We start from the raw sequence: 20,440 nt of genomic DNA, 5'->3' as shown, positions 1-20,440 counted from the left end.
CGCTACAGTCCAGACACCCTCAGGAGGAGCCCCGCGTGAGCGCCCAGCCGCACCCCAACCAGTTCGCCCTGCTGCGCCAGCGCCGCTTTGCGCCCTTCTTCTGGACGCAATTCCTGGGCGCCGCGAATGACAACGTCTTCAAGTTCGCCTTCACGATGCTGGTGACCTACCGCATCGAGGTGGCCTGGCTGCCCCCCGAGCTGGCAGGCCTGGTGATCGGCGCGGTCTTCATCCTGCCCTTCCTGCTGTTCTCGGCCACCTCTGGGCAGCTGGCCGACAAGTACGACAAGGCGCGCCTGGCGCAGCTGGTCAAGAGCCTGGAGATCGCCATCATGGTGGCGGCGATGGTGGGGCTGCACCTGCAATGGCCATCGCTGCTGCTGGGCTGCATCTTCGGCCTGGGCCTGCACAGCACGCTGTTCGGCCCGGTCAAGTACGCCTACCTGCCGCAGCACCTGGACGAGCGCGAGATCACCGGCGGCAACGGCATGGTCGAGATGGGCACCTTCGTGGCCATCCTGCTGGGCAATGTGGTGGGCGGCGTGCTGATCGCGCTCCCCGAGGGCTGGTGGCTCACCGGCGCCGAGGCGGTGGCCTGGACGGCGCTGACGCTGGCGGTCATCGGCCGCGCGGTGGCGCAGCGCATCCCGCCCACGCCGTCCACCTCGCCGAACCTGGTCATCAACTGGAACCCGGTCACCGAGACCTGGCGCAACCTGCGGCTGGCGCACCAGAACCTGGTGGTCTTCCGCTCGCTGCTGGGCATCTCGTGGATGTGGTTCTTCGGCGCGGTCTTCCTGGGCCAGTTCCCCAGCTTCGCCAAGGACGTGCTGCATGGCGACGAGCATGTGGCCTCGCTGCTGCTGGTGGTGTTCTCGGTGGGCGTGGGCCTGGGCTCGCTGATGTGCGAGACCTTCAGCCGCCGCCATGTGGAGATCGGCCTGGTGCCGCTGGGCGCGATCGGCATGAGCGTGTTCGCCGCCGACCTGTGGTGGGCGGCGTCGCAGGTGCCCGCCAGCGATCGCCTGGGGCTGGGCGCCTTCCTGGGGGTGGGCGCGAACTGGCGCGTGCTGGCCGATCTGTTCGCGCTGTCGTTCAGCGCCGGCCTGTACAGCGTGCCGATGTACGCGCTGATCCAGCTGCGCTCGCCGGCCAGCCACCGCGCGCGCATCATCGCCGCCAACAACATCCTCAACGCGATCTTCATGATCGTCAGCGCGCTGGGCGCCGGCATGCTGCTGAAGGCGGGCTTCAGCATCCCGCAGGTCTTCGGCCTGCTGGCGCTGGCCAATGCGCTGGTGGCGGCCTATGTGTTCCTGCTGGTGCCCGAGTACCTGCTGCGCTTCGTGGCCTGGGTGCTCAGCCACTTCATCTACCGCTTCCGCGTGCAGGGCGACGAGCACATCCCGGCCCAGGGCCCGGCGATCCTGGCCTGCAACCACGTGAGCTTCATTGACGCGGTGCTGCTGATGGCCGCCAGCCCGCGACCGATCCGCTTCCTGATGGACCACCGCATCTTCCAGGTGCCGGTGCTGGGCTGGCTGTTCCGCCTGGCCAAGGCCATTCCGGTGGCGCCGCGCAGCGAGGACCCGGCCGCCTACGAGGCCGCGCTGGCCGCGGCCGACCAGGTGCTGGCCGAGGGCGACCTGCTGGGCATCTTCCCCGAGGGCGGCATCACCCGCGACGGCCAGCTGCAGCCCTTCAAGGGCGGCCTGATGAAGATCCTGGAGCGCCGCGCGGTGCCGGTGGTGCCGATGGCGCTGACCAACCTGTGGGGCTCGTTTTTCTCGCGCGTGGAGGGCGGCACCGCGATGGTCAAGCCGCTGCGTCGCGGCCTGTTCAACCGGGTGGGCCTGGTGGCGGCACCCGCCATGGCGCCCGAGGCGGTGACGCCCGACACCCTGCGCAACCAGGTGCAGGCACTGCTCGACGGCGCCGCATGATCGCTGACCCGGCCATCGCCGCGCTGACCCATGCGCTGTTCGAGTACGGCGGCATCGCGCTGGGCGTGGCGCTGTACCGGCGCGCCCGGCAGCGCAGCGGGCTGTCGGCGCTCACCGCATCGGGCAGCTTCGCGCTGATCACCGGCCTGCTGCTGGGCGCCGCCATCGGGAACAAGCTGGTGTTCGCGATCGAGCGGCCCGACCTGATCGCCGCCTGGTGGGCCGGCGGGCCGCTGGTGCTGGGGCAGTCGATCGTCGGCGGCCTGCTGGGCGGCCTGATCGGCATTGAGGTGGCCAAGGCGCTGACCGGCCAACGGGCGTCCACCGGCGACCTGATGGTCACGCCCATCGTCGCCGGCCTGGTGCTGGGCCGTGTGGGCTGCTTCCTGGCTGGCCTGCACGACGACACCTACGGCCTGCCCACCGCGCTGCCCTGGGGCGTGGACCTGGGTGATGGCGTGCCGCGCCATCCCAGCGCGCTGTACGAGATCGTCTTCCTCGCACTGCTGGGCACGCTACTGCACCGCGGACAGGCGCGCTGGGCGGCCGTGCCGGGCCTGCGCTTCAAGCTGTTCCTGTCGGCCTACCTGCTGTGGCGCTTGATCGGCGACACCCTCAAGCCGCTGCGCGTCGAGTACGCTGGCGGCCTCTCGGGCATCCAGTGGGTGTGTGCACTGGCCTGGCTGGCCTACGCACCGCTGCTGCTGCGCGCGTGGGGTCGGCAGCGCCCTGCCCCGGCCCCCTGAGTCTGCGTCCCCATGTCTTTTCTGGTCCTGATCCTGATGGTCGGCGCGCTGTCCGTGCTGCGCCAGATGCGCCGGCAGCCGGCGCTGCTGGCCGGTGCCGGAGCGCGCTGGCGCCTGGCCGCGCGGGCCGTGCTGGTGCTGGGGGTGCTGCAGCCGCTGTACGGCCTGTGGGCCTGGTGGCAGTGGGCGTTGTCGGCTGCCCAGCAGAACGTGCCCTGGCCCATGCTGCTGGCCAGCCAGGCTCCTCAGCTGCTGGTCGCGGCCGTGTGTGCCTGGGGCCTGTGGCAGGACTGGCAATGGCAGCGCAGCCTGGGCGCCAACCCCGAAGCGACGCTGGCGCCGCTGACACCCGAGCGCGCGATCCGCGGCCTGGGGCGTGGCCTGGTGATGGGCGGGCTGGTGCTGCTGATGGCCGGCTTTGGCCTGTGTGGCGGCATGGGCGTGCTGGCGGGCGTCTCCGATCTGGTGCAGGGCGTGGGCGACGGCCTGCCGCTGATCGGCCTGGGCGCCATCGGCCTGCTGATCGCCTGGTGGCTGGGCGTGCGGGCCTTCCGATCTGACGACAAGGAGGACCGATGAGCCTGCTGTTCAACCCGCTGGTGATCGTGCTGCTGCTGGTGGGCGCGGTGATCTACATGCAGCGCGCCCGGCGAGGTGGCAGCACCGGCCAGCGCTTTGTGCGCGGGCTGTGGCTGACGCTGCTGGTGCTCAGCACCGCCGGGTTCGGCCTGTGCGGCGGCTTCGGTGTGCTGGCCGGCCTGTTTTCGCTGGGTGATGGCGCCGAAGGGCGGGCCTATGGCGCGATGTTCGCGATCGTCGGCGGCATTGGTGTGGCGATCGCGATGGTCACCGGCTGGCTGCTGCGGCAGGCGCTGCGCGCCGATCGACAGCAGTCCGCTGCGGCCGAGACTGACGATGTCGACCTGTCACCGTTCACGCCAGCCGCGCCACCCCCCGCCACGCCGCCGTCCCCCCGCAACGAAGGGCAGGACAGCCCACCCTGAGCCCCCGATGAACACTCCCCCTGCTGCCACCACGAACGGCCTGTGGCCCGTGATCCTGCTGCTTCGGCTGGCCATGGCGTTTCTCCTGCTGTGTGGCGTCCCGGCCGTGGTCTTCGGTCTGGGCGCCGCGCTGAGTGGTCCGCCGGGCCAGCGTGACGCGTTCGGCGAAGGGCTGGCGCTGACCGGCCTGCTCGGCCTGGTCCTGGCAGCGGCCTGCCAATGGGCCGTGCGCGCCTGCCAACGGGTCGCCAGCACCAGCCAGCACGGGACAGGCGCATGAGCCGCAAGACCCGCCCCTGGCTGTTCTACGACACCACCAGCTCGGTCTGCACCACCTGCCTGCGGCCGGTGGAGGCGAAGATCGTGCTGAAGGACGACCAGGTCTTCATGGACAAGTGGTGCCCGGCGCATGGCACCGAGCGCGTGCTGGTGAGCGATGACGCCGCCTACTACCGGCTGTGCCGCGAGGTGTATGTGAAGGCGCCGGAGATGCCCGAGCGCTTCGCCACCCCGATGCAATACGGCTGCCCGTTCGATTGCGGCCTGTGTCCCGACCACATGCAGCACAGCTGTCTGACCATCGTCGAGCTGACCGACCACTGCAACCTGCGCTGCCCCACCTGCTACGCCGGCAGCGGGCCTGAGCGGCTCACCCACCGCAGCTTCGACGAGGTGCTGGCGATGCTGGACGCCGCCGTGGCCAGCGAGGGCGAGCCCGACGTGGTGCAGCTCAGCGGCGGCGAGCCCACGCTGCACCCGCGCTTCTGGGACATCCTGGACGCGGCCAAGGCGCGGCCGATCCGCCACCTGATGCTCAACACCAACGGCATCCGCATCGCGCAGGAGCCGGGCTTTGCCGAGCGTCTGGCCGGCTACGCGCCGGGCTTCGAGGTCTACCTGCAGTTCGACTCCCTGCGCCGCGAGGCCTTGATGGACCTGCGCGGCGCCGACCTGCGCCGCGTGCGCGACGACGCGCTACGCGCGCTGGACGCGGCCGGCGTGTCGACCACGCTGGTCGTCACCGTCAAGCGCGGTATCAACGACGACGAGATCGGCGAGATCATCCGCCACGCCCAGGGCTGGCCCTGCGTGCGCGGCGTGACGCTGCAGCCGGTGCAGGACGCCGGCCGCTGTGACGGCTATGACCCGGCCAAGCACCGCCTGACGGTCAGCGAGCTGCGCCGGCGCATCGTCGACCAAAGCGGCGTGTTCACCGCCAAGGACGTGGTGCCCGTGCCCTGCAACCCCGACACGCTGGCCATGGCCTACGCGATCCGCACGCCCGGTGGCGGCCTGCAGCCGCTGACGCGCTTCCTGGACCCCACCACGCTGGTCGAGGCCAGCCGCAACACCATCGTCTTCGAGCGCGACGAGTCGCTCAAGTCCCAGGTCTTCAAGCTCTTCAGCACGAACCACTCACCTGAATCGCAGGCGAGTTGCCTGAGCGAGCTGATGTGTTGCCTGCCGCAGATCGTCGCGCCCGAGGGGCTGGACTACCGCAGCGTCTTTCGCGTGCTGATCGTGCAGTTCATGGACGCGCGCTCGCTGGACATCCGCGCGCTGAAGAAGAGCTGCATCCACATGGCCCTGCCCGACGGCCGCATGGTGCCCTTCGAGAGCCACAACCTGTTCTACCGCGACGGTCAGCAGGCGCTGCTGGCGCAGATCCGCGTCGAGCTGGCGGCGCAGCAGGCGCTGCGCGAGCGCGTGGTGCCGCAGCCGATCCGCCGGGTGGAGCGCTGAACCTCAGCGGCGCCACAGCGTACGCAGACGCGCCTTCAGCGCCTGGGCCGCGCGCCAGGCGGCGCTGGCATGGACCCAGTCCAGCAGGCCGGCCTTCCACGTGGTCCAGCGACCGTACAGGCGCGCGAACCAGTCCAGGCGCATCAGTGCGTCATGGGTCAGCGTGAACAACCGCGCGACGATCGCCGTGCCCACCAGCTTGGCGATGACGATCACCGTCAGCCCCAGCAGCGCATGGCCCTGGCGGATCGCCCACAGCGCGGCCAGCTTGATCGGCAGCAGGGCCAGCGCCGGCAGCGCGAACAGCGCCAGCGCGGCGTAGGGCGGCAGCCGGCGCACCCAGGCCTCGATCCAGCGAAAGCCCGGCCAGCGGCCGATCGCCGCCACCACCCGTTGCAGCGGCTCCCAACCCCATTCCTCGAACAGGATCAGCAGCGCCAGCAGCCATTTGAGCGGGGCCAGCAAGGCCTGGCGCAGACGCGCCGTCCAAGAATGCATGACCCGATTCTGGCCTCACCGCGCAGCGGCCAGCCCAGCGTGCGACGAACCGCTGCCGGCAACGCGCCATCCGTCCTAGGGGGCGACGAATGGCGCAACTAGGGATGGGGCCACTCAGCGTCCGCGAGCCCAATGCCTCAGGCGCCAGGGCCACCCCACAGAGACTGCCTGGGCCGTCCTCCCCAACCACCACCGACCCAGGAGTGCACCATGCGCATCATTCGCTCGCTCGCCGTACTGAGCCTTGCCGCCGCCGCTGCCGCGACCTTCGCCGCCACGCCGAACGCCGGCAAGGCGGGCGCCGCCCGCATCAAGGACGCTGCCACCACGGTCACCTACACCACCAAGGCCAAGGTGGCCTTGTACTACTCGCCGAGCTTTGGTGGCGTGATCCACTCCAAGGGCATCGCCGCCGTCAGCACCCCCTCCACCGGCATCCACTGCATCACGCCGTCGATCGCCGTGGACCTGACGAAGGTGACCCCGCAGGTCACCGTCGACTGGAACCTGTCGTCGGGCTTTGCGCTGCTGGCCTACACCAAGGACACGTCGGCCTTCACCGACTGCCCGGCCGGCGACCTGGAAGTCACGACCTATGACTTCAACGCCGGCGGCACGCCGGTGCTGAGCAACGTCGTGGCGTTCAACTTCGTTCTGGAGTGACGCCTGCGGGGCGGCGCCAGCCGCCCCGTGGCCCGTGTCAGGGCGCGATGGCGTCGGTCCGCAGGGCCGCCTGCAGCGCGTCCAGCCAGGCCGCCAGCGCGGCACCGCGCAGCAGCGCATGCGCCGGCACAGCCGGCAGGCCGGGCCAGCCCGGCACGCGCAAGACACGCACCGGCACCTCGCGCTCGCCGCGGGGCACGCGCACGCGCGCCAGGCGCGTGTGCCGCAAGGTCTCATCCGTGGCGCCGTCGAGCAGGATCACCACCGGCCGGTGCGGGTGGGTGGCCAGGCGTGGCGCGTCCACGTCATCGGCCAGCACCAGCACGCGCGGGCCGTCGGCATCGCGCCACAAGCGCAGCGCCGCATCGGCCTCGTCACCGGCCGGCAGCGCCTGCGCGGGCAGGTACTCCCCTTGCAGCACCTCGGTGAGCGGCGCCACCAGGTCGGCATCGGCGGTGAAGACCAGCACCCGCTGCGCGCCGTCGACCAGCGCGCGCTGCACCGCGGGCACCAGCGCGCCGATGGCGGCCGCGCGGGCCAGTTGCTCGCAGGCACGGCGTTGGCGCAGCAGGGTCAGCTGATCGCTGTCGGACAGGAACCCGCTGCGCTGCCAGCGCGCCAGGCCCTCGCGCATGGCGGCGAGCAGATCGCCGAGTTGAGCGGCCTCGTCCTCGCTGGGCGACACCGCTTCCTCGTGCACCGACCAGGCCGGCCATTGATCGGCCACGTCGGCGAAGCGCCGGCGCAGCAGCAGCGGCGCCAGCGCGCGCTCGTCGCGCTGCGCCTGCCAGGCGGCGACGGCGCCGGTGGCGGTGCGGTCCAGCGTGTCCAGCCAGTCGGCGGCGGCGGGATCGTCCAGCAGCGTGGGCGAGGCCAGCAGCCACAGCCAGGTCGTGGTGGGCAGCGCCGCCAGCGGCGGCAGGCCGGCGCGGGCGTCGATCAGCAGCAGATCGGCGGCGGTGGCCTCGAGCGCCGGCTCGGTGCCCAGCAGCGCGGCCCAGCCGGCCACGGCCTCGGCCGGGGCCTGCAGCGCCAGACGCTCCGCGCCGAAGTGGCGCTGCACCAGTTGCCAGGCCAGCGCCAGCTGCTGCTCGGGCGCCAGCGCGGGCTCGTCGGCCAGCGCGCAGTGGCCCACGCAGGCGGCGTAGAACGCGCCCTCGCGCTGGCAGGCGCGCAGGCCGGCGGCGGCCGGCAGGTCCACCGCGTCCAGGCCGTGCGGGTAGAGCGCCGAGAGGTGGTCGATGCGCTGCTGCAGGTCACCGCGGCGCGCCAGCAGGGCCCAGACCGGCTCGTCCACCTCGACACGGCCGCCCAGCTCGCCCAGCAGGCGGGTCAGGGCGTCGGCATCGGGCAGGCGCAGCACGCCGTCCTCGTCCTGCCAGCGGGCCAGGCGCTGCAGGGTGTCGTCCGAGGTGTCGCGGCCGGCGGTGAACACCGGAGCGCGGCCGTCGCGCAGCGTGATCGTGGCGCGGATCGGCAGCGCGGGGGTGGGCTCGGGCGTGGGCTCCGTGGTGGGCTCTGCGGGCGTCTCGGGCAGGCTGTCCGGCGCTGGGCTCACGGTGGCGTCCGGCATTGCGGCCGGCGCCGGGGCGGGCGGCAACGCTGCCGGGTCTTCGCTGGCAATGGCCGGCACGGGCGCCGACTTGGCGGGTGCGGCAGGGCGCTTGCGCGTGCGCGGCGGGCGCGCCGGCGCGGGATCGGCGGCAGGCGCATCGGCCGCGACCGGTGGGGGCTCCGCAGCGTCGGGCTCGGTGGCCACGGTCGGCAAGACCGGCTCGGCGGCAGGCACGGTGGCCACGGAGCGGCGGCGGCGCGTGGGCGCCTTCGGGGCCGGGGTGGCCTCGATGGACGCCGCCGCAGGCGCGTCCGCCAGGACGGCGCTGGCCACGGGGGCGTCGGCCGCCGCCGCCTTCTTGCGGGGCGTGGTGCTGGTGCAGGTGCTGGTGCGCCGTCGTGGGGTCTTGGCGGGCGCCTCGGGGGCGGCGGTGTCCAGGGTGGCGGAGGGGTCGGAAGTGTCAGGGGTCGCCATCGGGCGTGCAGCAGGCAATCACGGCGCAGTGCGGGCCTGCGCCGTCAGTGGAGTGAAAAGGAGGGAGGAAGAGAGCGCGTCAGACGCCGCGCGCGCGGTCGGCGGCGAACTGGCGGCGGAAGCTGGCGAAGGTGCCGGCGTCCAGCGCCTCGCGCACCTCGCGCATCAGGTTCAGGTAGTAGTGCAGGTTGTGGATCGTGGCCAGCATCGGCCCGAGCATCTCGCCGCAGCGGTCCAGGTGGTGCAGGTAGGCGCGGCTGAAGCCGCCGTTGCTACCGTCGCCGGTGCAGGCATAGCAGCCGCAGGTCTCGTCGATCGGCCGGTGGTCGGTCTTGTGGCGGGCGTTGCGGATCTTCAGGTCGCCGAAGCGGGTGAACAGGTGGCCGTTGCGCGCATTGCGGGTGGGCATCACGCAGTCGAACATGTCGACACCGCAGGCCACGCCTTCCACCAGGTCCTCGGGCGTGCCCACGCCCATCAGGTAGCGCGGCTTGTGCGCCGGCAGCCGGTGCGGCGTGTGCGCCATGATGCGCAGCATGTCCTCCTTGGGCTCGCCGACGCTGACGCCGCCGATCGCGTAGCCGGGCAGGTCCATCTCGACCAGCGCCTGCAGCGATTCCTCGCGCAGGTGTTCGAACATGCCGCCCTGGACGATGCCGAACAGTGCATTGGGGTTGTTCAGGCGCTCGAACTCGGTGATGCAGCGCCGGGCCCAGCGCCGGCTCAGCTCCATCGAGAAGCGGGCTTCCTTCTCGGTGGTCAGGTGGCCCTTGGTCTCATACGGCGTGCACTCGTCGAACTGCATGACGATGTCGGAGTTCAGCACCGTCTGGATCTGCATGCTGACCTCGGGGGTCAGGAACAGCCGGTCGCCGTTGACCGGCGAGGCGAACTTCACGCCCTCCTCGCTGATCTTGCGCATCTCGCCCAGCGACCACACCTGGAAGCCGCCCGAGTCGGTCAGGATGGGCTTGTCCCAGCGCTCGAAACCATGCAGGCCGCCGAAGCTGGCCATGATGTCCAGCCCCGGGCGCATCCACAGGTGGAAGGTGTTGCCCAGGATGATCTGCGCGCCCATGTCGTGCAGCGAGCGCGGCAGCACGCCCTTGACGGTCCCGTAGGTGCCCACGGGCATGAAGATCGGCGTCTCGACGACGCCGTGGTTGAGCGTGAGCCGGCCACGGCGCGCGTGGCCGTCGGTCTTCAGCAGATCAAAACGGAGCATGGGCGCGATTGTCGCCCAGCGGGGGTGTCAGGCCGCGCGCAGGCAGTCGACGATGCGCAGCCGCGCCGCGCGCCACGCGGGGATGAAGCCGCCGGCCACGCCCATGGCTAGCGCGAACAGCAGCGTGGCGACGATGATGCCCGGTGTCATCCGGAACTCGAAGGCCAGCTCGGCAAAGGTCTGGAAGTTGGTGGTGCTGATGCGCACCGCCTGCATGCCGCTGGCCGCCAGCAGGCCCAGCACGCCGCCCACCAGCGACAGCAGCAGGCTCTCCAGCAGGAAGGCGATCAGCACCGCGCGGCGCCGGAAGCCCAGCGCGCGCAGCGTGCCGATCTCGCCGGTGCGCTGCGCGACCGCGGCGAACATGGTGATCATCGCGCCGACCACCGCGCCGATGCTGAAGATCACCGACAGCGCCGTGCCCAGCACGTTGATGAACTTGGCCAGCGCCTCGCTCTGCTCCTCGTAGAAGCGGGTCTCGACCTTGGCATCCACCGTCAGGCGCGGGTCGGCCGCGATCGCCGCCTGCACCGCCGCCGCGCCGGCCGGGCCGTCGGCCAGGCGCATCACCACGGTGGAGAAGGCGTTGCGGCGGAAGCTCTGCATCATCAGCTCGACATCGCCCCAGATCTCGGAGTCGAAGCCGGTGCGGCTGGCATCGAAGATGCCCACGATGCGCCACTCGCGGCCGCCAAAGCGCAGCGTCTGGCCCAGGTCGGCGCCCATGAAGCCCTCGGCCACCGCACGGCCCACCACCACCTCGGCGGTGCCGGGGCGGAACATCCGGCCCTGGATCAGCTGCACCTGGGGCCGCAGCGCCAGTCCGGCGACCGAGGTGCCGCGCATCGACACATTGCTGGGCTTGCCGTTGCTGCGCTTGGCCAGGCTGTTGAGCACCACCGTCTCCTTGCTCAGGATCGGGCGGCCGCCGTCGCCGCGGGCCACGCCGGGCAGGGTCTCGAGCAGCGCGGCCTGGACGCGGTCGATGCCGCTGTTGATCTCGGCGCCCGAGCCCTTGCGCAGCACCAGCAGGTTGTCGGGCTGGCCGGTGGCCACCAGGGTGGCGCGAATGCCCTCGCTCATCATCTGCACCGTGGCGAAGGTGTAGATCACCAGCGCCATGCCGGCCGCGGTGAGCGCGGTCGTGACGCGCCGCACCCACAGGTTGCGGGCGATGTAGCCCAGCGGGATGGCGCGCGGTCGTTTCACCAGGGACATGGCCGCATTCTGCGCGATCTGGCACCATCGGTGATCTGCCGTCTGCCACCCGCCGAGTCACACCGCCGTGCCCGATCTGCCCGAGTTCCCCCTGGCGCCGCTGTTCGAGCACCTGGCCGACGCGGTCTACCTGATCGACCCCGAGGACTCCCGCATCGTCTGGGGCAACCGCGCGGCCTGGGCGATGCTGGGCCTGAGCCCGCGCGAGGTGATCGACCACAGCGTGCTGAGCCTGCAGATGGACGTCACCGGCCTGCCGCAGTGGCAGGACATCGCCCAGGCGATCCGCGCCAGCGAGTGCTTCACCTTTGTCGGCCGCCACCGCCATGCGGCCGGGCACGAGGTGCCGGTGGAGGTCAACACCACCCAGGTCGAGCTCAACGGCAAGCACTGGTTCCTGTCGGTGGCGCGCGATGTCGGGCGCCGTCTGGCGCTGGAGCGCGAGCTGCGCCAGCGCGAGCACCAGCTGTGGTTCGCCCTGAACGAGGCCACCGACGGCCTGTGGGACTGGGACATCGCGGCCGGCACGCTGTTCTTCAGCCCGCAACTCAAGCGCATGCTGGGTTACGGCCCCGACGAGATGCATCCCGTGCTGTCCACCTGGTCGGACAACATCCACCCCGATGACGCGCCGCGCGTGATGGCCGAGCTGCAGGCCCACCTGAACGGCCAGCGCGCCCGCTACGAGGCCGAGTACCGCCTGCGCAACCGCAATGGCGTGTACCTGTGGGTGCATGACGTCGGCCGCGTCTGTGACCGCGACGAGCGCGGCCAGCCCACCCGCGCCGTGGGCATGGTGCAGGACGTGACCGAGCGCAAGGAGCTGCAGCTGCAGCTCGAGCGGATCGCGGTGCACGACTTCCTCACCGGCCTGGCCAACCGGCGCGAGGGCATGGCCTACCTCGAGGCGCAGGTCGCCCTGTGCCGCCGGCTGGGGCTGCCGCTGGCGCTGTGCTTCATCGACATCGACCACTTCAAGTCGATCAACGACAGCCACGGCCATGCGGTGGGCGACGAGGTGCTGCGCTGCGTGGCCCACACCCTGCGCGCGCTGGTGCGCCGCGAGGACCTGGTGTGCCGCTGGGGTGGCGAGGAGTTCGTGCTGATCGCACCGGGCATCGACGCCCAGCAGGGCCTGCAGCTGGCCGAGAAGGTCTGCGCCGCGGTGCAGGCCCTGCCCGCCGACGGCCTGCCGGCGGTGACGGTCAGCATCGGCGTGGCCGCGCTGCCGGCGCATGGGCCCGAGCCGGCGCTGCTGATCGAGCAGGCCGACCGGGCGCTCTACCAGGCCAAGCGCTCGGGGCGCAACCGCGTGCTGCTGGGCGCCAGCGCGTCACAGGGCAGCGCCGAGCCGCAGGGCTGAACGCCCCAGGACGCCGCAAGGGCTGCCCCAAGACGCCCCCAGGCGCCCACCGGCCCGTCGCCCGACCCTTCGCATTGGGGGGACCGCGACGCGCGGCGTGAACTAGTTCCGGCCGGTGTGGGCGAAACATGTTTCAGATGGTTACCATTGACGCAACTTGTAGTTCTCACGCTCCACCGCGCCCATGCCCTCCCCGTCCACCCCTGCCGCCCCCGATGCTGCCGCGGCCGAGGCCTTGGCGGGCTGGCCGATCGAGCGCAGCCTGACCGTGGGCGCGCCGGTGGTGGACCTGCTCGACGAGCCCGGCCTGCCGGCCGAGATCGAGGGCCGCCAGGGCCGCCGCGTGGCCACCCGTCTGCTGAGCCTGCAGCATGACGAACAGGCCGCGCTGATCCGCATCCCGCCCAAGTGGCAGTGGATGTCGATGCCGCTGTCGCGCGTCACCTGCATCCGCATGGTCAGCCGGTCGATGCCGCAGCGGGTCGAGCCCTGCAGCTTCACGCTCAGCATGCGCCACGGCGTGTCGCTGCACGGCGAGGCGCTGGCGCTGGCCGAGCACCCGCTGGGTCTGTTCGTGGTGCAGGCGCTGGACGCCGGCGAGGGCTGCCAGCGCGTGTTCTACCCGCGCGGCGGCTGGTCGTCGCTGATCCTGGGCCACGGCACGCCGCCCACCACCCGTCCCTGCGACAACCCCGACGCGCTGCGCGTCAGCCTGCAGGCCGTGCAGGCCGCGGGGCCGCGGCTGGGCGGCGCGCTGGCCGGCCTGCAGCAGCGCCGCCAGCAGCGCCAGTGGCTGCACAGCCGCGCCCAGGACGCCTGGGCCGACGTGCCGCGGGTGGACGTGCTGAGCTACCCGGTGGAAGTGGCCGCGCTGCGCCACCTGGGCTATGAGCGCGCGCGCCGGCTGGACGCGCTGCCGCTGGGCGCGCTGGACGGCTCGCAGGTGGTGGTGGTCGACGACCCCGGCCGGCGCGACACGCTGCGTGAACTGGGCTTCCTGTTCGGCAGCCGCGTCACCGCGGTACTGCCGGCGCGCCACAGCACGGCCTACCTGGTGCAGGAGATCTACGAGCGCCACGGCCTGGCGCCCACGCGCTGGTTCGATTAGCCCCGGCTCACAGCGGGCGACGCATCGTCAGGCTGGTGGGGCGGTCGAAGCCCGGATGGGCGGTGCGCGCCACGGTGACGAAACCCAGGGCCTCGAAGCTGCGGTGGTTCTCGACCAGTTCCACCCGCGTCTGCAACTCCAGCACCGGCCGACCCGCCGCCCGCGCCAGCGCCGCGGCGGCCTCCACGATGCCGCGCGCCACCCCACGGCGGCGCCAGGCGTCGGCCACGGCCAGCTTGCCCAGGTAGGCGCAGTCGGGCCGCAGGTCGACAAAACCGCAGCCCACCAGCGTGTCGCCCTCATGCGCCACGATCAGCGTCTCGCGCCCGGCCTTGGCCTGCAGCGCGGCGGCGTCCAGCGCCTTCAGCGAGGAGGGCGGGTCGATCCGGCCGTCCATGTAGGCGAAGGCGTCCTGCAGCAGCGTCAGCAAGGCGCCCCATTCGGTGAAGCCGGCCGGGGCGGTCTGGTAGCGGATCGGCTCAGCCACCCTGGCCCTCCGACCAGCGTGCCGGATGCTCGCCCAGGGCCGGGGCCAGCGAGCGCAGGCTGCCCGGCGTGTCACTCAGGCGCGGCACCACGCCCGGCACGTCCAGCGCCAGGCCGTCGGCGGTGAGGATGCGCTGAATCATCCCGCGGGCGCGGTAGTGCGGGTCCTCGGCGATGTCCTGCACGGTGTAGATGCGGCCCACCGGCACGCTGGCCGCCTGCAGCACGGTCACCACCTCGGCCACCGGGCGCTGCACGGTCCAGGCGGTGATGGCGGCATCGATGCGGTCGACCTGGGCGGCGCGGCCGGCGTTGTGCGCCAGCGCCGGGTCGGTGCCCAGGTCGTCGCGGCCGATCGCGCTCATCAGGCGCTTGTAGATGCTGTCGCCATTGCCGCCGATCACCACCTGGCCATCGGCGCAGCGGTAGGCGTTGCTGGGCGCGATGCCGGGCAGCGCGCTGCCGGCCGGCTGGCGCACCGCGCCAAACGCGCTGTACTCGGGCAGCAGGCTTTCCATGCAGTTGAACACCGCCTCGTAGAGCGCCACATCCACCACCTGGCCGCGCCCGGTGCGTGCGCGCGCCTGCAGCGCCAGCAGCACGCCGATCACGCCATGCAGCGCCGCCAGCGTGTCGCCCAGGCTCACCCCCGCGCGCACCGGCACCCGGCCGGGCTCGCCCATCAGGTGGCGCAGGCCGCCCATGGCCTCGGCCACCACCGCAAAGCCCGGCAGGTCGCGGTAGGGGCCATCCTGGCCGTAGCCGCTGATGCGCAGCATGATCAGGCCGGGGTTGCTGGCGGCCAGGGACTCGTAGCCCAGGCCCCACTTCTCCAGCGTGCCGGGCTTGAAGTTCTCGATCAGCACGTCGGCCTCGTCGATCAGGCGGCGCACGTCGGAGCGGCCCTCGTCACTGCGCAGGTCCAGCACCACGCTCTTCTTGTTGCGGCTCTGCACCTGCCACCAGACGCTGGTGCCGTTGTGCAGCAGGCGCCACTGGCGCAGCGGGTCGCCGGTGCCGGGCGGTTCGACCTTGATCACCTCGGCGCCGAAGTCGCCCAGGGTCTTGCCGGCGAACGGCCCGGCGATCAGTTGGCCCAGTTCCAGGACCTTGAGGCCGGCCAGCGGGCCGGCAGGGGGCAGCGTGGAGGCAGACATGCACCGGATTGTGACGTCCGCCGCGGCGGCGGCACCGGCGTGCAGCTTAGGGGGCGACAAACGCCGCCGGCGGAGTCCATGATGGGTCCGCACGAGTCACCGTCCTGGGAGGGAAGCATGCGAAGCAAGGCTGTGGGGTGGGGCTGGCGCGCCTGGGTGACGGGCGCCCTGTTGGGCAGCTGGGTGGTCTGCGCCGTGGCGGCGGAGCCGCCGGGCGAGTTGCTGGTGCAATTCATGCCGGACAGCACCGAATCGGCCCGCGAGCGCGCCCTGCTGGGTGTGCAGGCCCGGGTGACGCAGACGCTGGGCCCCCATCTGCAGCGGGTGGTCCTGGCGCCGGGGCTGTCCACCGATGCCGCCGCGCGCCAGCTGCGCCGGCAACCCGGCGTGACCTACGCCGAACCCCATGCCGCCGAGCGCCCGCTGGCGGCGCTGGACGATCGACGCTAGTGCCTGGCGCGGGACGGGCCGCCGGCGCCCACCGCATGGTCGGCACCGACGGCCCGCGGGGTCAGCCCGGGAGGGCTTCAACGACGGTCCCGCCAGAGGCCTATCGGCCGCGCGCGGCCGGAAGTTGAGGCGGCGTCAGCGTCGGCCGCTGTCCGCCACCACCAGCCGCAGCTGGCGTGCGTAGAGCGCCTGCAGCGCGGGGCGGGTCTCCTTGTCGGCGCGGTCCTGGTACCAGGCCAGCGACTTCTCGCGGTTGGCCGACCACTGGTAGGCGATCCACAGCGCGGCATCGGCGTCGGCCGCGCGGCCCGACAGGGCCAGGGCCTCGGCCAGCGGCGTCCAGGTGGAACTGCGCCGGGGGTCCAGCACCAGCGCCGCCAGCAGCACGTCCGAGGCCTCGGCCGCGCGGTCTGCCTTGACCAGCGCATAGCCCAGGTTGCCGGCCACCTCCACGTCGCGCGGGTTCTCGCGCAGCGCCAGGCGCAGCGCGGCCACGGCGGCGGGCAGATCGTTGCGCTTCAGGGCGTCCAGCCCGGTGGTGTTGTGCTGGCGGGCCACCGCCTTGTTGCCGACGTCGGGCTTGGGCAGCGCGTCGATGCGCGAGGCCTGGGCGCGCAGTGTGTCGACGTCCTGCGCTCGGCCGGCAGCCAGGCTCTGGCGGACACAGGTCTCCAGGTCGCCGCATTCGGTGGCCACCGGCGTGGGGGCCATGGCCGGCGGCGGTGTCACGGCGGCCTCGGCCGCCGGCTCGGGCGCCGCAGCGGGCGCAGCGGCGGGGACCTCGGTCGCAGCGACCGGCACAGGCGCGGGGGCCTGGGCCACGCGCGGTGCCGACCATTCCGCCAGCTGGGCGGCGATGCGGGTGTCGGCCTCGGCCAGTGTCTGCTGGAAGCCACCGGCATCCAGCGTGCGGCCGTTGACCTTGAGCAGTCCGTCGGCGTAGTCGTAGCTGGCGCGCAGGCCGCTGGCCTGCTCCACCGCCATGCCCATGGCCAGCAGCGTCTGGCGCTGGTCGGGCGTCAGCAGTCCGGCGCCCACATCCAGGCGGCCGCTGGAGCGCAGCTGCTCGGCCAGGCGGATTTGCGCGCCGCGCGCGGGTTGCAGCTCGACGCTCCACTGGCCGTCGATCGCGCCCTCGCCGGAGCGGCCGCTGAGCTGCCCGATGCCAGCCGAGAAGCCGCGCGTGAGCAGACGCTGCACGGCATCACGCACCGCCTGGCCTTCGCTGGCGGTCAGCGCCTGCAGGCCGCAGCTGGCCGAGAAGGTGGTGGTCAGCGTCTCGACACTGCGGGTGTCCAGGCCCTTGACGTGCAGCTCCAGCGCCAGGCCCTCGAGCGCCTGACCGGCGGCCACCAGTTTGGCCACGGCGGGGCGGATGCTCATGTCCAGCCGGTCGCCGTTCTCGCGCGCCTCGGAGCGCAGCGTCAGGCCTTCGAGCTGGCCCAGCCCGGTGCTCATCGCACCCACCGCGAACTGCGCGCTGCCGGTGCCCAGGAAGCGGTTGCTGAGGTCCAGGTCCAGCGCCACGTCCTTCATCTCCACCGCCTGGCCGTCGCCGCGCGCCACCACCCGCGGCCAGGTCCAGCCAAAGCCCACCGCCTTGCCGTGCACGCTGATGAAGCCTTGCGAGGCCGCCACCTGCAGCGCCGAGCCGGCGCGGCGCACCGACAGCTCGGGCAGCGACATCTCCGAGCGCAGTGCGCCGCCGGGGGTGACGCTGCCGCGGCCGCTGAGCGTCGTCGCCTGGCCGAACAGCTCGGCGAAGGCGCGCCCGGTGTCGCCGGTGGGCAGGGCCTGCCAGTCGAAGCGCATCAGCGCCGTGGGCAGCGGCAGGTGGCTGGCCTGGTAGCGCACATGCAGCGTGACGGGTTCGTCCTGGCCTTCGGCAGCGTCGCAGCCGGGCTCCAGCCGCACCTCCAGCTCACCGCTGGACGACAGCAGGCCGCGCTGGTGCTTCAGGCCGCTGACCCGCACCGCGGTGCCCGCACCGGCGGGCCTGGCCTGCAGCGCCTGCAGTTCGGCCTCGAGTTGCTGTCCGGACCAGGCGCCTGCGCCCACCCATCCTGCCGCCGCCAGCGCGCACACCACGCCACCGGCCACGGCCATCGTCTTGCCTTGCATTGCTCGCTCCTAGATACCCACTTGGGCATCCAGGGCATCGTCAGCGGCAGGGGACCGATGAGTGTCGCGACACGGCGGTGTGTGACTTTCTTGGCAGCTCGCCGCGAGCGCCGCCCTCAAGGACAACGCCCCCGCGGCCGGTGGCACGCGGGGGCGTTGCGGGGTTCAGCGATCAGTTCACGCCCAGGCGCTTGTTGATCCACCACTGCTGGGCGATCGACAGGATGTTGTTGGTCAGCCAGTACAGCACCAGGCCGGCCGGGAAGAAGAAGAACATCACGCCGAAGATCAGCGGCATCATCCACATCATCTTCTGCTGCATCTCGTCGCCGGCCTTGGGGCCCAGCCAGACCTGCAGCAGGCTGGTGGCGGTCATCACCGCGGGCAGGATGTAGTACGGGTCGATCGCGGCCAGGTCGTGGATCCACCAGATCCAGGGCGCGCCGCGCATCTCCACCGTGGCCATCAGCACCCAGTACAGCGCCATGAAGAAAGGCATCTGGATGAAGATCGGCAGGCAGCCACCCAGCGGGTTGACCTTCTCCTCGCGGTAGATGCGCATCATCTCCTGCTGCATCTCCTGCGGCTTGTCCTTCAGTCGCTCGCGCAGCTCCATGATGCGCGGGTTGACCGCCTTCATCTTGGCCATCGACTTGTAGGCGCTGGCATTGAGCCAGTAGAAGGCGATCTTCAGCAGCACCACCAGGCCGACGATCGCCCAGCCCCAGTTGCCGATCAGCTTGTGCAGCTGGTCCAGCACCCAGAACAGCGGCTTGGCCAGGATGTGCAGCACGCCGTAGTCCTTGACCAGCTCCAGGCCCGGGGCCAGCGCGGCCAGCCGGTTCTCTTCCTGCGGGCCCACGTAGAGCTGCGCCTGGTGGGTGGCGGTGGCGCCCGGCGCCACGCTGCCCAGCGGCTGCACCAGGGCCACCGAGTACAGGTTGTCCTTGTCCTTCTTGGTGACGAACTCGCGCGCGCCCGGCGTGTTCACCAGCCAGGCGCTGGTGAAGTAGTGCTGCACCATCGCCACCCAGCCGTCCTGCGCCTTGGTGATGTGGCTGGGCGCCTCGCCGGGCTTGCGCTTGTCGATGTCCTTGAACTCGACCTTCTGGAACTTCTTCTCGTCGGAGTAGATGGCCGGGCCAGTGAAGGTGGAGTAGAAGCTCGAGCCCCCCGGCGGCGGCGTGCCGTCACGCTGCAGTTGCAGGTAGATCTGGGCGTCCACCGCGGCGGCGCCGGTGTTGCGCAGCTCGTTCTTGACGTCGATCGCGTACTGGCCGCGGCGCAGCGTCAGCGTCTTGGTCCACTGCACGCCGTTCGCCTCGGGCGACGCGAAGACCACGCTCAGCTCGCTGGCGCCGTCCTTCAGCGTGCGCTCGCCCGGCTGGGCGCTCAGCAGCGTGAAGTGGCTGGGCAGGCCGGTGCCGATGAAGCCGGTCTGCGCCAGGTAGGTGCGGTTGGCGCTGCGGTCCATCAGCACCACCGGCTGCGACTTGTCCTGGTCGTCGGGGTAGGCCAGCAGCTCGGCACGCACCACGTCACCGCCGCGCGAGGCCAGCGTCAGGCGCAGCACGTCGGTCTGCAGCACCACCAGCTCGCCGGGGTCGTTGGCGGGCGCAGCGGCGGTGGTGGCGGCCGCGGCCGCGGCCGGCTGGGTGGCCGACGCGGGCACACCGCCCGGCGCGGCCGAAGCGGCCGAGGCCGGGGTGGCGGCGATCGGCGCGCCGAACAGCGTGGGCTCGCCGTTGTGCTTGTTCCAGGCGTCCCAGAGCAGGACCAGGGACATCGCAAACACCACCCACAGGAAATTGCGGCGGATATCGTTCATGGCATGGGGGGTGTGGAAGTCGTCGGTGAGGTGTCGGCGCGGGTGGCACCGACACAGCAATGGGCGAACAGGCGCGGCCGCTGGGCCGGCACCGGGTCATGGCCGCCGTCGCACCAGGGCGCGCAGCGCAGGATGCGCCGCGCCGCCAGGTAGCTGCCGGCGGCGGCGCCGTGGCGCTCGAGCGCATCGATCGCGTAGCGCGAGCAGGTGGGCTCGAAGCGGCAGCCGCCGCCGATCCAGGGGCTCAGCAGCAGGCGGTAGGCCCGGACCAGGCCCAGCAGGGCCTGGCGCGGCCACATCGACAGCGGCGGCATCAGGCAGCCCTCCGGCGCGGGCCGCGGTCGCGCCGCGGCTGTGCCGCCAGCGGCGCGTGCGCGGCCTGGTGGAACAGCTGCTCGATCTCGGCGTGGGCGGCGGCGCGCAGGGCGTCGGAGCCGGGGCTGGGAAAGACTGCCTTGTCGAAGGGCGAGCGCAGCCGCACCACCCACAGCCCGGCGGGCAGGGTGGCGGCATGGCGGCCCATGGCCGCGCGCAGCTGGCGCTTGATCAGGTTGCGCGTCACGGCCCGTCGGGCGTGCCGCTTGGGCACCACCAGACCGAGCCAGCAGCGGTGGTCATCCACAGGCGCGCACCCGGCTGGGGCATCACCTGTGGATAACTCGGGGGACAAACCCGGGACAAGCGGTGCATCAGTGTCCGACGTGCGAGCGCCCCGTGCGCGAGAGGGCCCACCGGGCACATGGTGCACGGCGAAGTGAGCGCTTCGCGAACGGGGCGAGGTGCCGAGCACCCGCTCGAAATCGGCCGGACGCACGATGCGACCGACGTCCATCGCTGCCGGATCGGCGGCGGCGCCGA

Annotated in this window: 20 protein-coding genes; 10 read left to right on the top strand and 10 right to left on the bottom strand. The window is 72.0% G+C overall.

All coding sequences use genetic code 11. The features are described from left to right. The first annotated feature begins 35 nt into the window (after window positions 1-35). From KAK07_RS06645 to KAK07_RS06620, 6 genes are read left to right on the top strand one after another with little or no spacing between them, the layout of a single operon-like run. On the top strand, window positions 36-1,943 hold the full coding sequence (locus tag KAK07_RS06645) for an MFS transporter (RefSeq protein WP_310740708.1): 1,908 nt from the start codon (window positions 36-38) through the stop codon (window positions 1,941-1,943). Further along, entirely contained in the window at window positions 1,940-2,689 is a 750-nt protein-coding gene (locus KAK07_RS06640; RefSeq protein WP_210859725.1) for a prolipoprotein diacylglyceryl transferase, read from the top strand. The genes KAK07_RS06645 and KAK07_RS06640 overlap by 4 nt, the downstream gene beginning before the upstream one ends. A gap of 12 nt (window positions 2,690-2,701) precedes the next feature. Then, complete coding sequence (locus KAK07_RS06635; RefSeq protein ID WP_210859722.1) at window positions 2,702-3,268, top strand: hypothetical protein; 567 nt, start codon at window positions 2,702-2,704, stop codon at window positions 3,266-3,268. Next, a complete protein-coding gene (locus KAK07_RS06630; protein ID WP_210859720.1) occupies window positions 3,265-3,693 on the top strand; it encodes a hypothetical protein in 429 nt (142 codons plus the stop codon). Before KAK07_RS06635 ends, KAK07_RS06630 begins: the two co-directional genes overlap by 4 nt. Window positions 3,694-3,700: 7 nt before the next feature. Continuing rightward, window positions 3,701-3,973: a hypothetical protein gene (locus tag KAK07_RS06625; RefSeq protein WP_210859718.1), complete on the top strand. Its 273-nt coding sequence runs from the start codon at window positions 3,701-3,703 to the stop codon at window positions 3,971-3,973. Next, window positions 3,970-5,436, top strand: coding sequence for a radical SAM protein (locus tag KAK07_RS06620; RefSeq protein WP_210859716.1), 1,467 nt, complete (start codon window positions 3,970-3,972; stop codon window positions 5,434-5,436). The genes KAK07_RS06625 and KAK07_RS06620 overlap by 4 nt, the downstream gene beginning before the upstream one ends. 3 nt (window positions 5,437-5,439) lie before the next feature. On the opposite strand, the gene KAK07_RS06615 is transcribed toward KAK07_RS06620, so the two are convergent. Continuing rightward, on the bottom strand, window positions 5,440-5,934 hold the full coding sequence (locus KAK07_RS06615; RefSeq protein ID WP_210859714.1) for a hypothetical protein: 495 nt from the start codon (window positions 5,932-5,934) through the stop codon (window positions 5,440-5,442). A gap of 210 nt (window positions 5,935-6,144) precedes the next feature. Between KAK07_RS06615 and KAK07_RS06610 the strand changes: the two genes are divergently transcribed. Beyond that, window positions 6,145-6,597 carry a hypothetical protein gene (locus tag KAK07_RS06610; RefSeq protein WP_210859712.1) on the top strand — a complete coding sequence of 151 codons (453 nt, stop codon included), beginning with the start codon at window positions 6,145-6,147 and terminating at the stop codon, window positions 6,595-6,597. A gap of 37 nt (window positions 6,598-6,634) precedes the next feature. Here KAK07_RS06610 and KAK07_RS06605 read toward each other — a convergent pair whose 3' ends face one another. The 3 genes from KAK07_RS06605 to KAK07_RS06595 all read right to left on the bottom strand — a co-directional run bounded on the left by KAK07_RS06605 (window position 6,635) and on the right by KAK07_RS06595 (window position 11,069). Next, window positions 6,635-8,626 carry a hypothetical protein gene (locus tag KAK07_RS06605; RefSeq protein ID WP_210859710.1) on the bottom strand — a complete coding sequence of 664 codons (1,992 nt, stop codon included), beginning with the start codon at window positions 8,624-8,626 and terminating at the stop codon, window positions 6,635-6,637. Between the two features lie 79 nt (window positions 8,627-8,705). After that, on the bottom strand, window positions 8,706-9,851 hold the full coding sequence (tgt, locus tag KAK07_RS06600; RefSeq protein ID WP_210851230.1) for a tRNA guanosine(34) transglycosylase Tgt: 1,146 nt from the start codon (window positions 9,849-9,851) through the stop codon (window positions 8,706-8,708). 27 nt (window positions 9,852-9,878) lie between these two features. Beyond that, window positions 9,879-11,069 (bottom strand): ABC transporter permease, encoded by a 1,191-nt coding sequence (locus tag KAK07_RS06595; RefSeq protein ID WP_210859708.1) that lies wholly within the window; start codon window positions 11,067-11,069, stop codon window positions 9,879-9,881. Window positions 11,070-11,136: 67 nt separating this feature from the next. On the opposite strand from KAK07_RS06595, the gene KAK07_RS06590 reads away from it, so the two are divergent. Together KAK07_RS06590 and KAK07_RS06585 are read left to right on the top strand one after the other, a co-directional pair. Continuing rightward, entirely contained in the window at window positions 11,137-12,432 is a 1,296-nt protein-coding gene (locus tag KAK07_RS06590; protein WP_310738430.1) for a sensor domain-containing diguanylate cyclase, read from the top strand. A gap of 184 nt (window positions 12,433-12,616) precedes the next feature. Continuing rightward, a complete protein-coding gene (locus KAK07_RS06585; protein ID WP_210851226.1) occupies window positions 12,617-13,540 on the top strand; it encodes a GspE/PulE/PilB domain-containing protein in 924 nt (307 codons plus the stop codon). Between the two features lie 7 nt (window positions 13,541-13,547). Here the strand turns inward: KAK07_RS06585 and KAK07_RS06580 are convergent, their stop codons facing one another. Both KAK07_RS06580 and KAK07_RS06575 read right to left on the bottom strand, forming a co-directional pair. Further along, complete coding sequence (locus tag KAK07_RS06580) at window positions 13,548-14,027, bottom strand: GNAT family N-acetyltransferase (RefSeq protein ID WP_210851224.1); 480 nt, start codon at window positions 14,025-14,027, stop codon at window positions 13,548-13,550. Continuing rightward, window positions 14,020-15,183, bottom strand: coding sequence for a CaiB/BaiF CoA transferase family protein (locus tag KAK07_RS06575; protein WP_210859706.1), 1,164 nt, complete (start codon window positions 15,181-15,183; stop codon window positions 14,020-14,022). The genes KAK07_RS06580 and KAK07_RS06575 overlap by 8 nt, the downstream gene beginning before the upstream one ends. A gap of 117 nt (window positions 15,184-15,300) precedes the next feature. Between KAK07_RS06575 and KAK07_RS06570 the strand changes: the two genes are divergently transcribed. Next, the gene (locus KAK07_RS06570) at window positions 15,301-15,633 is read left to right on the top strand and encodes a S8 family serine peptidase (RefSeq protein ID WP_210859704.1); all 333 of its coding nucleotides are present in this window, start codon (window positions 15,301-15,303) and stop codon (window positions 15,631-15,633) included. A gap of 135 nt (window positions 15,634-15,768) precedes the next feature. Here the strand turns inward: KAK07_RS06570 and KAK07_RS06565 are convergent, their stop codons facing one another. From KAK07_RS06565 to KAK07_RS06550, 4 genes are all read right to left on the bottom strand, one after another. Further along, on the bottom strand, window positions 15,769-17,754 hold the full coding sequence (locus KAK07_RS06565; RefSeq protein WP_210851217.1) for a DUF945 family protein: 1,986 nt from the start codon (window positions 17,752-17,754) through the stop codon (window positions 15,769-15,771). A gap of 172 nt (window positions 17,755-17,926) precedes the next feature. Continuing rightward, window positions 17,927-19,582, bottom strand: a complete 1,656-nt coding sequence (gene yidC, locus KAK07_RS06560; protein WP_210851215.1) for a membrane protein insertase YidC — start codon at window positions 19,580-19,582, stop codon at window positions 17,927-17,929. After that, window positions 19,579-19,896 (bottom strand): membrane protein insertion efficiency factor YidD, encoded by a 318-nt coding sequence (gene yidD / locus KAK07_RS06555; RefSeq protein ID WP_375140963.1) that lies wholly within the window; start codon window positions 19,894-19,896, stop codon window positions 19,579-19,581. The genes yidC and yidD overlap by 4 nt, the downstream gene beginning before the upstream one ends. Further along, complete coding sequence (locus KAK07_RS06550) at window positions 19,896-20,414, bottom strand: ribonuclease P protein component (RefSeq protein ID WP_210851213.1); 519 nt, start codon at window positions 20,412-20,414, stop codon at window positions 19,896-19,898. The genes yidD and KAK07_RS06550 overlap by 1 nt, the downstream gene beginning before the upstream one ends. Window positions 20,415-20,440 lie beyond the last annotated feature (26 nt).

This window comes from Ideonella alba, from assembly GCF_018069875.1.
GTDB lineage: Bacteria > Pseudomonadota > Gammaproteobacteria > Burkholderiales > Burkholderiaceae_C > Ideonella > Ideonella alba.
Note: the sequence above shows the minus strand (reverse complement) of the source record. Positions and strands in the feature narration are given on the sequence as shown.

Coding starts and splice junctions, on each gene's coding strand:
- KAK07_RS06585 (WP_210851226.1), top strand. CDS start 12,617: ATGCCCTCCCCGTCCACCCCTGCCGCCCCCGATGCTGCCGCGGCCGAG.
- KAK07_RS06630 (WP_210859720.1), top strand. CDS start 3,265: ATGAGCCTGCTGTTCAACCCGCTGGTGATCGTGCTGCTGCTGGTGGGC.
- KAK07_RS06620 (WP_210859716.1), top strand. CDS start 3,970: ATGAGCCGCAAGACCCGCCCCTGGCTGTTCTACGACACCACCAGCTCG.
- KAK07_RS06565 (WP_210851217.1), bottom strand. CDS start 17,754: ATGCAAGGCAAGACGATGGCCGTGGCCGGTGGCGTGGTGTGCGCGCTG.
- KAK07_RS06625 (WP_210859718.1), top strand. CDS start 3,701: ATGAACACTCCCCCTGCTGCCACCACGAACGGCCTGTGGCCCGTGATC.
- yidD (WP_375140963.1), bottom strand. CDS start 19,896: ATGCCGCCGCTGTCGATGTGGCCGCGCCAGGCCCTGCTGGGCCTGGTC.
- KAK07_RS06570 (WP_210859704.1), top strand. CDS start 15,301: ATGCGAAGCAAGGCTGTGGGGTGGGGCTGGCGCGCCTGGGTGACGGGC.
- KAK07_RS06610 (WP_210859712.1), top strand. CDS start 6,145: ATGCGCATCATTCGCTCGCTCGCCGTACTGAGCCTTGCCGCCGCCGCT.
- KAK07_RS06595 (WP_210859708.1), bottom strand. CDS start 11,069: ATGTCCCTGGTGAAACGACCGCGCGCCATCCCGCTGGGCTACATCGCC.
- KAK07_RS06605 (WP_210859710.1), bottom strand. CDS start 8,626: ATGGCGACCCCTGACACTTCCGACCCCTCCGCCACCCTGGACACCGCC.
- KAK07_RS06550 (WP_210851213.1), bottom strand. CDS start 20,414: ATGGACGTCGGTCGCATCGTGCGTCCGGCCGATTTCGAGCGGGTGCTC.
- KAK07_RS06640 (WP_210859725.1), top strand. CDS start 1,940: ATGATCGCTGACCCGGCCATCGCCGCGCTGACCCATGCGCTGTTCGAG.
- KAK07_RS06615 (WP_210859714.1), bottom strand. CDS start 5,934: ATGCATTCTTGGACGGCGCGTCTGCGCCAGGCCTTGCTGGCCCCGCTC.
- KAK07_RS06575 (WP_210859706.1), bottom strand. CDS start 15,183: ATGTCTGCCTCCACGCTGCCCCCTGCCGGCCCGCTGGCCGGCCTCAAG.
- tgt (WP_210851230.1), bottom strand. CDS start 9,851: ATGCTCCGTTTTGATCTGCTGAAGACCGACGGCCACGCGCGCCGTGGC.
- KAK07_RS06635 (WP_210859722.1), top strand. CDS start 2,702: ATGTCTTTTCTGGTCCTGATCCTGATGGTCGGCGCGCTGTCCGTGCTG.
- yidC (WP_210851215.1), bottom strand. CDS start 19,582: ATGAACGATATCCGCCGCAATTTCCTGTGGGTGGTGTTTGCGATGTCC.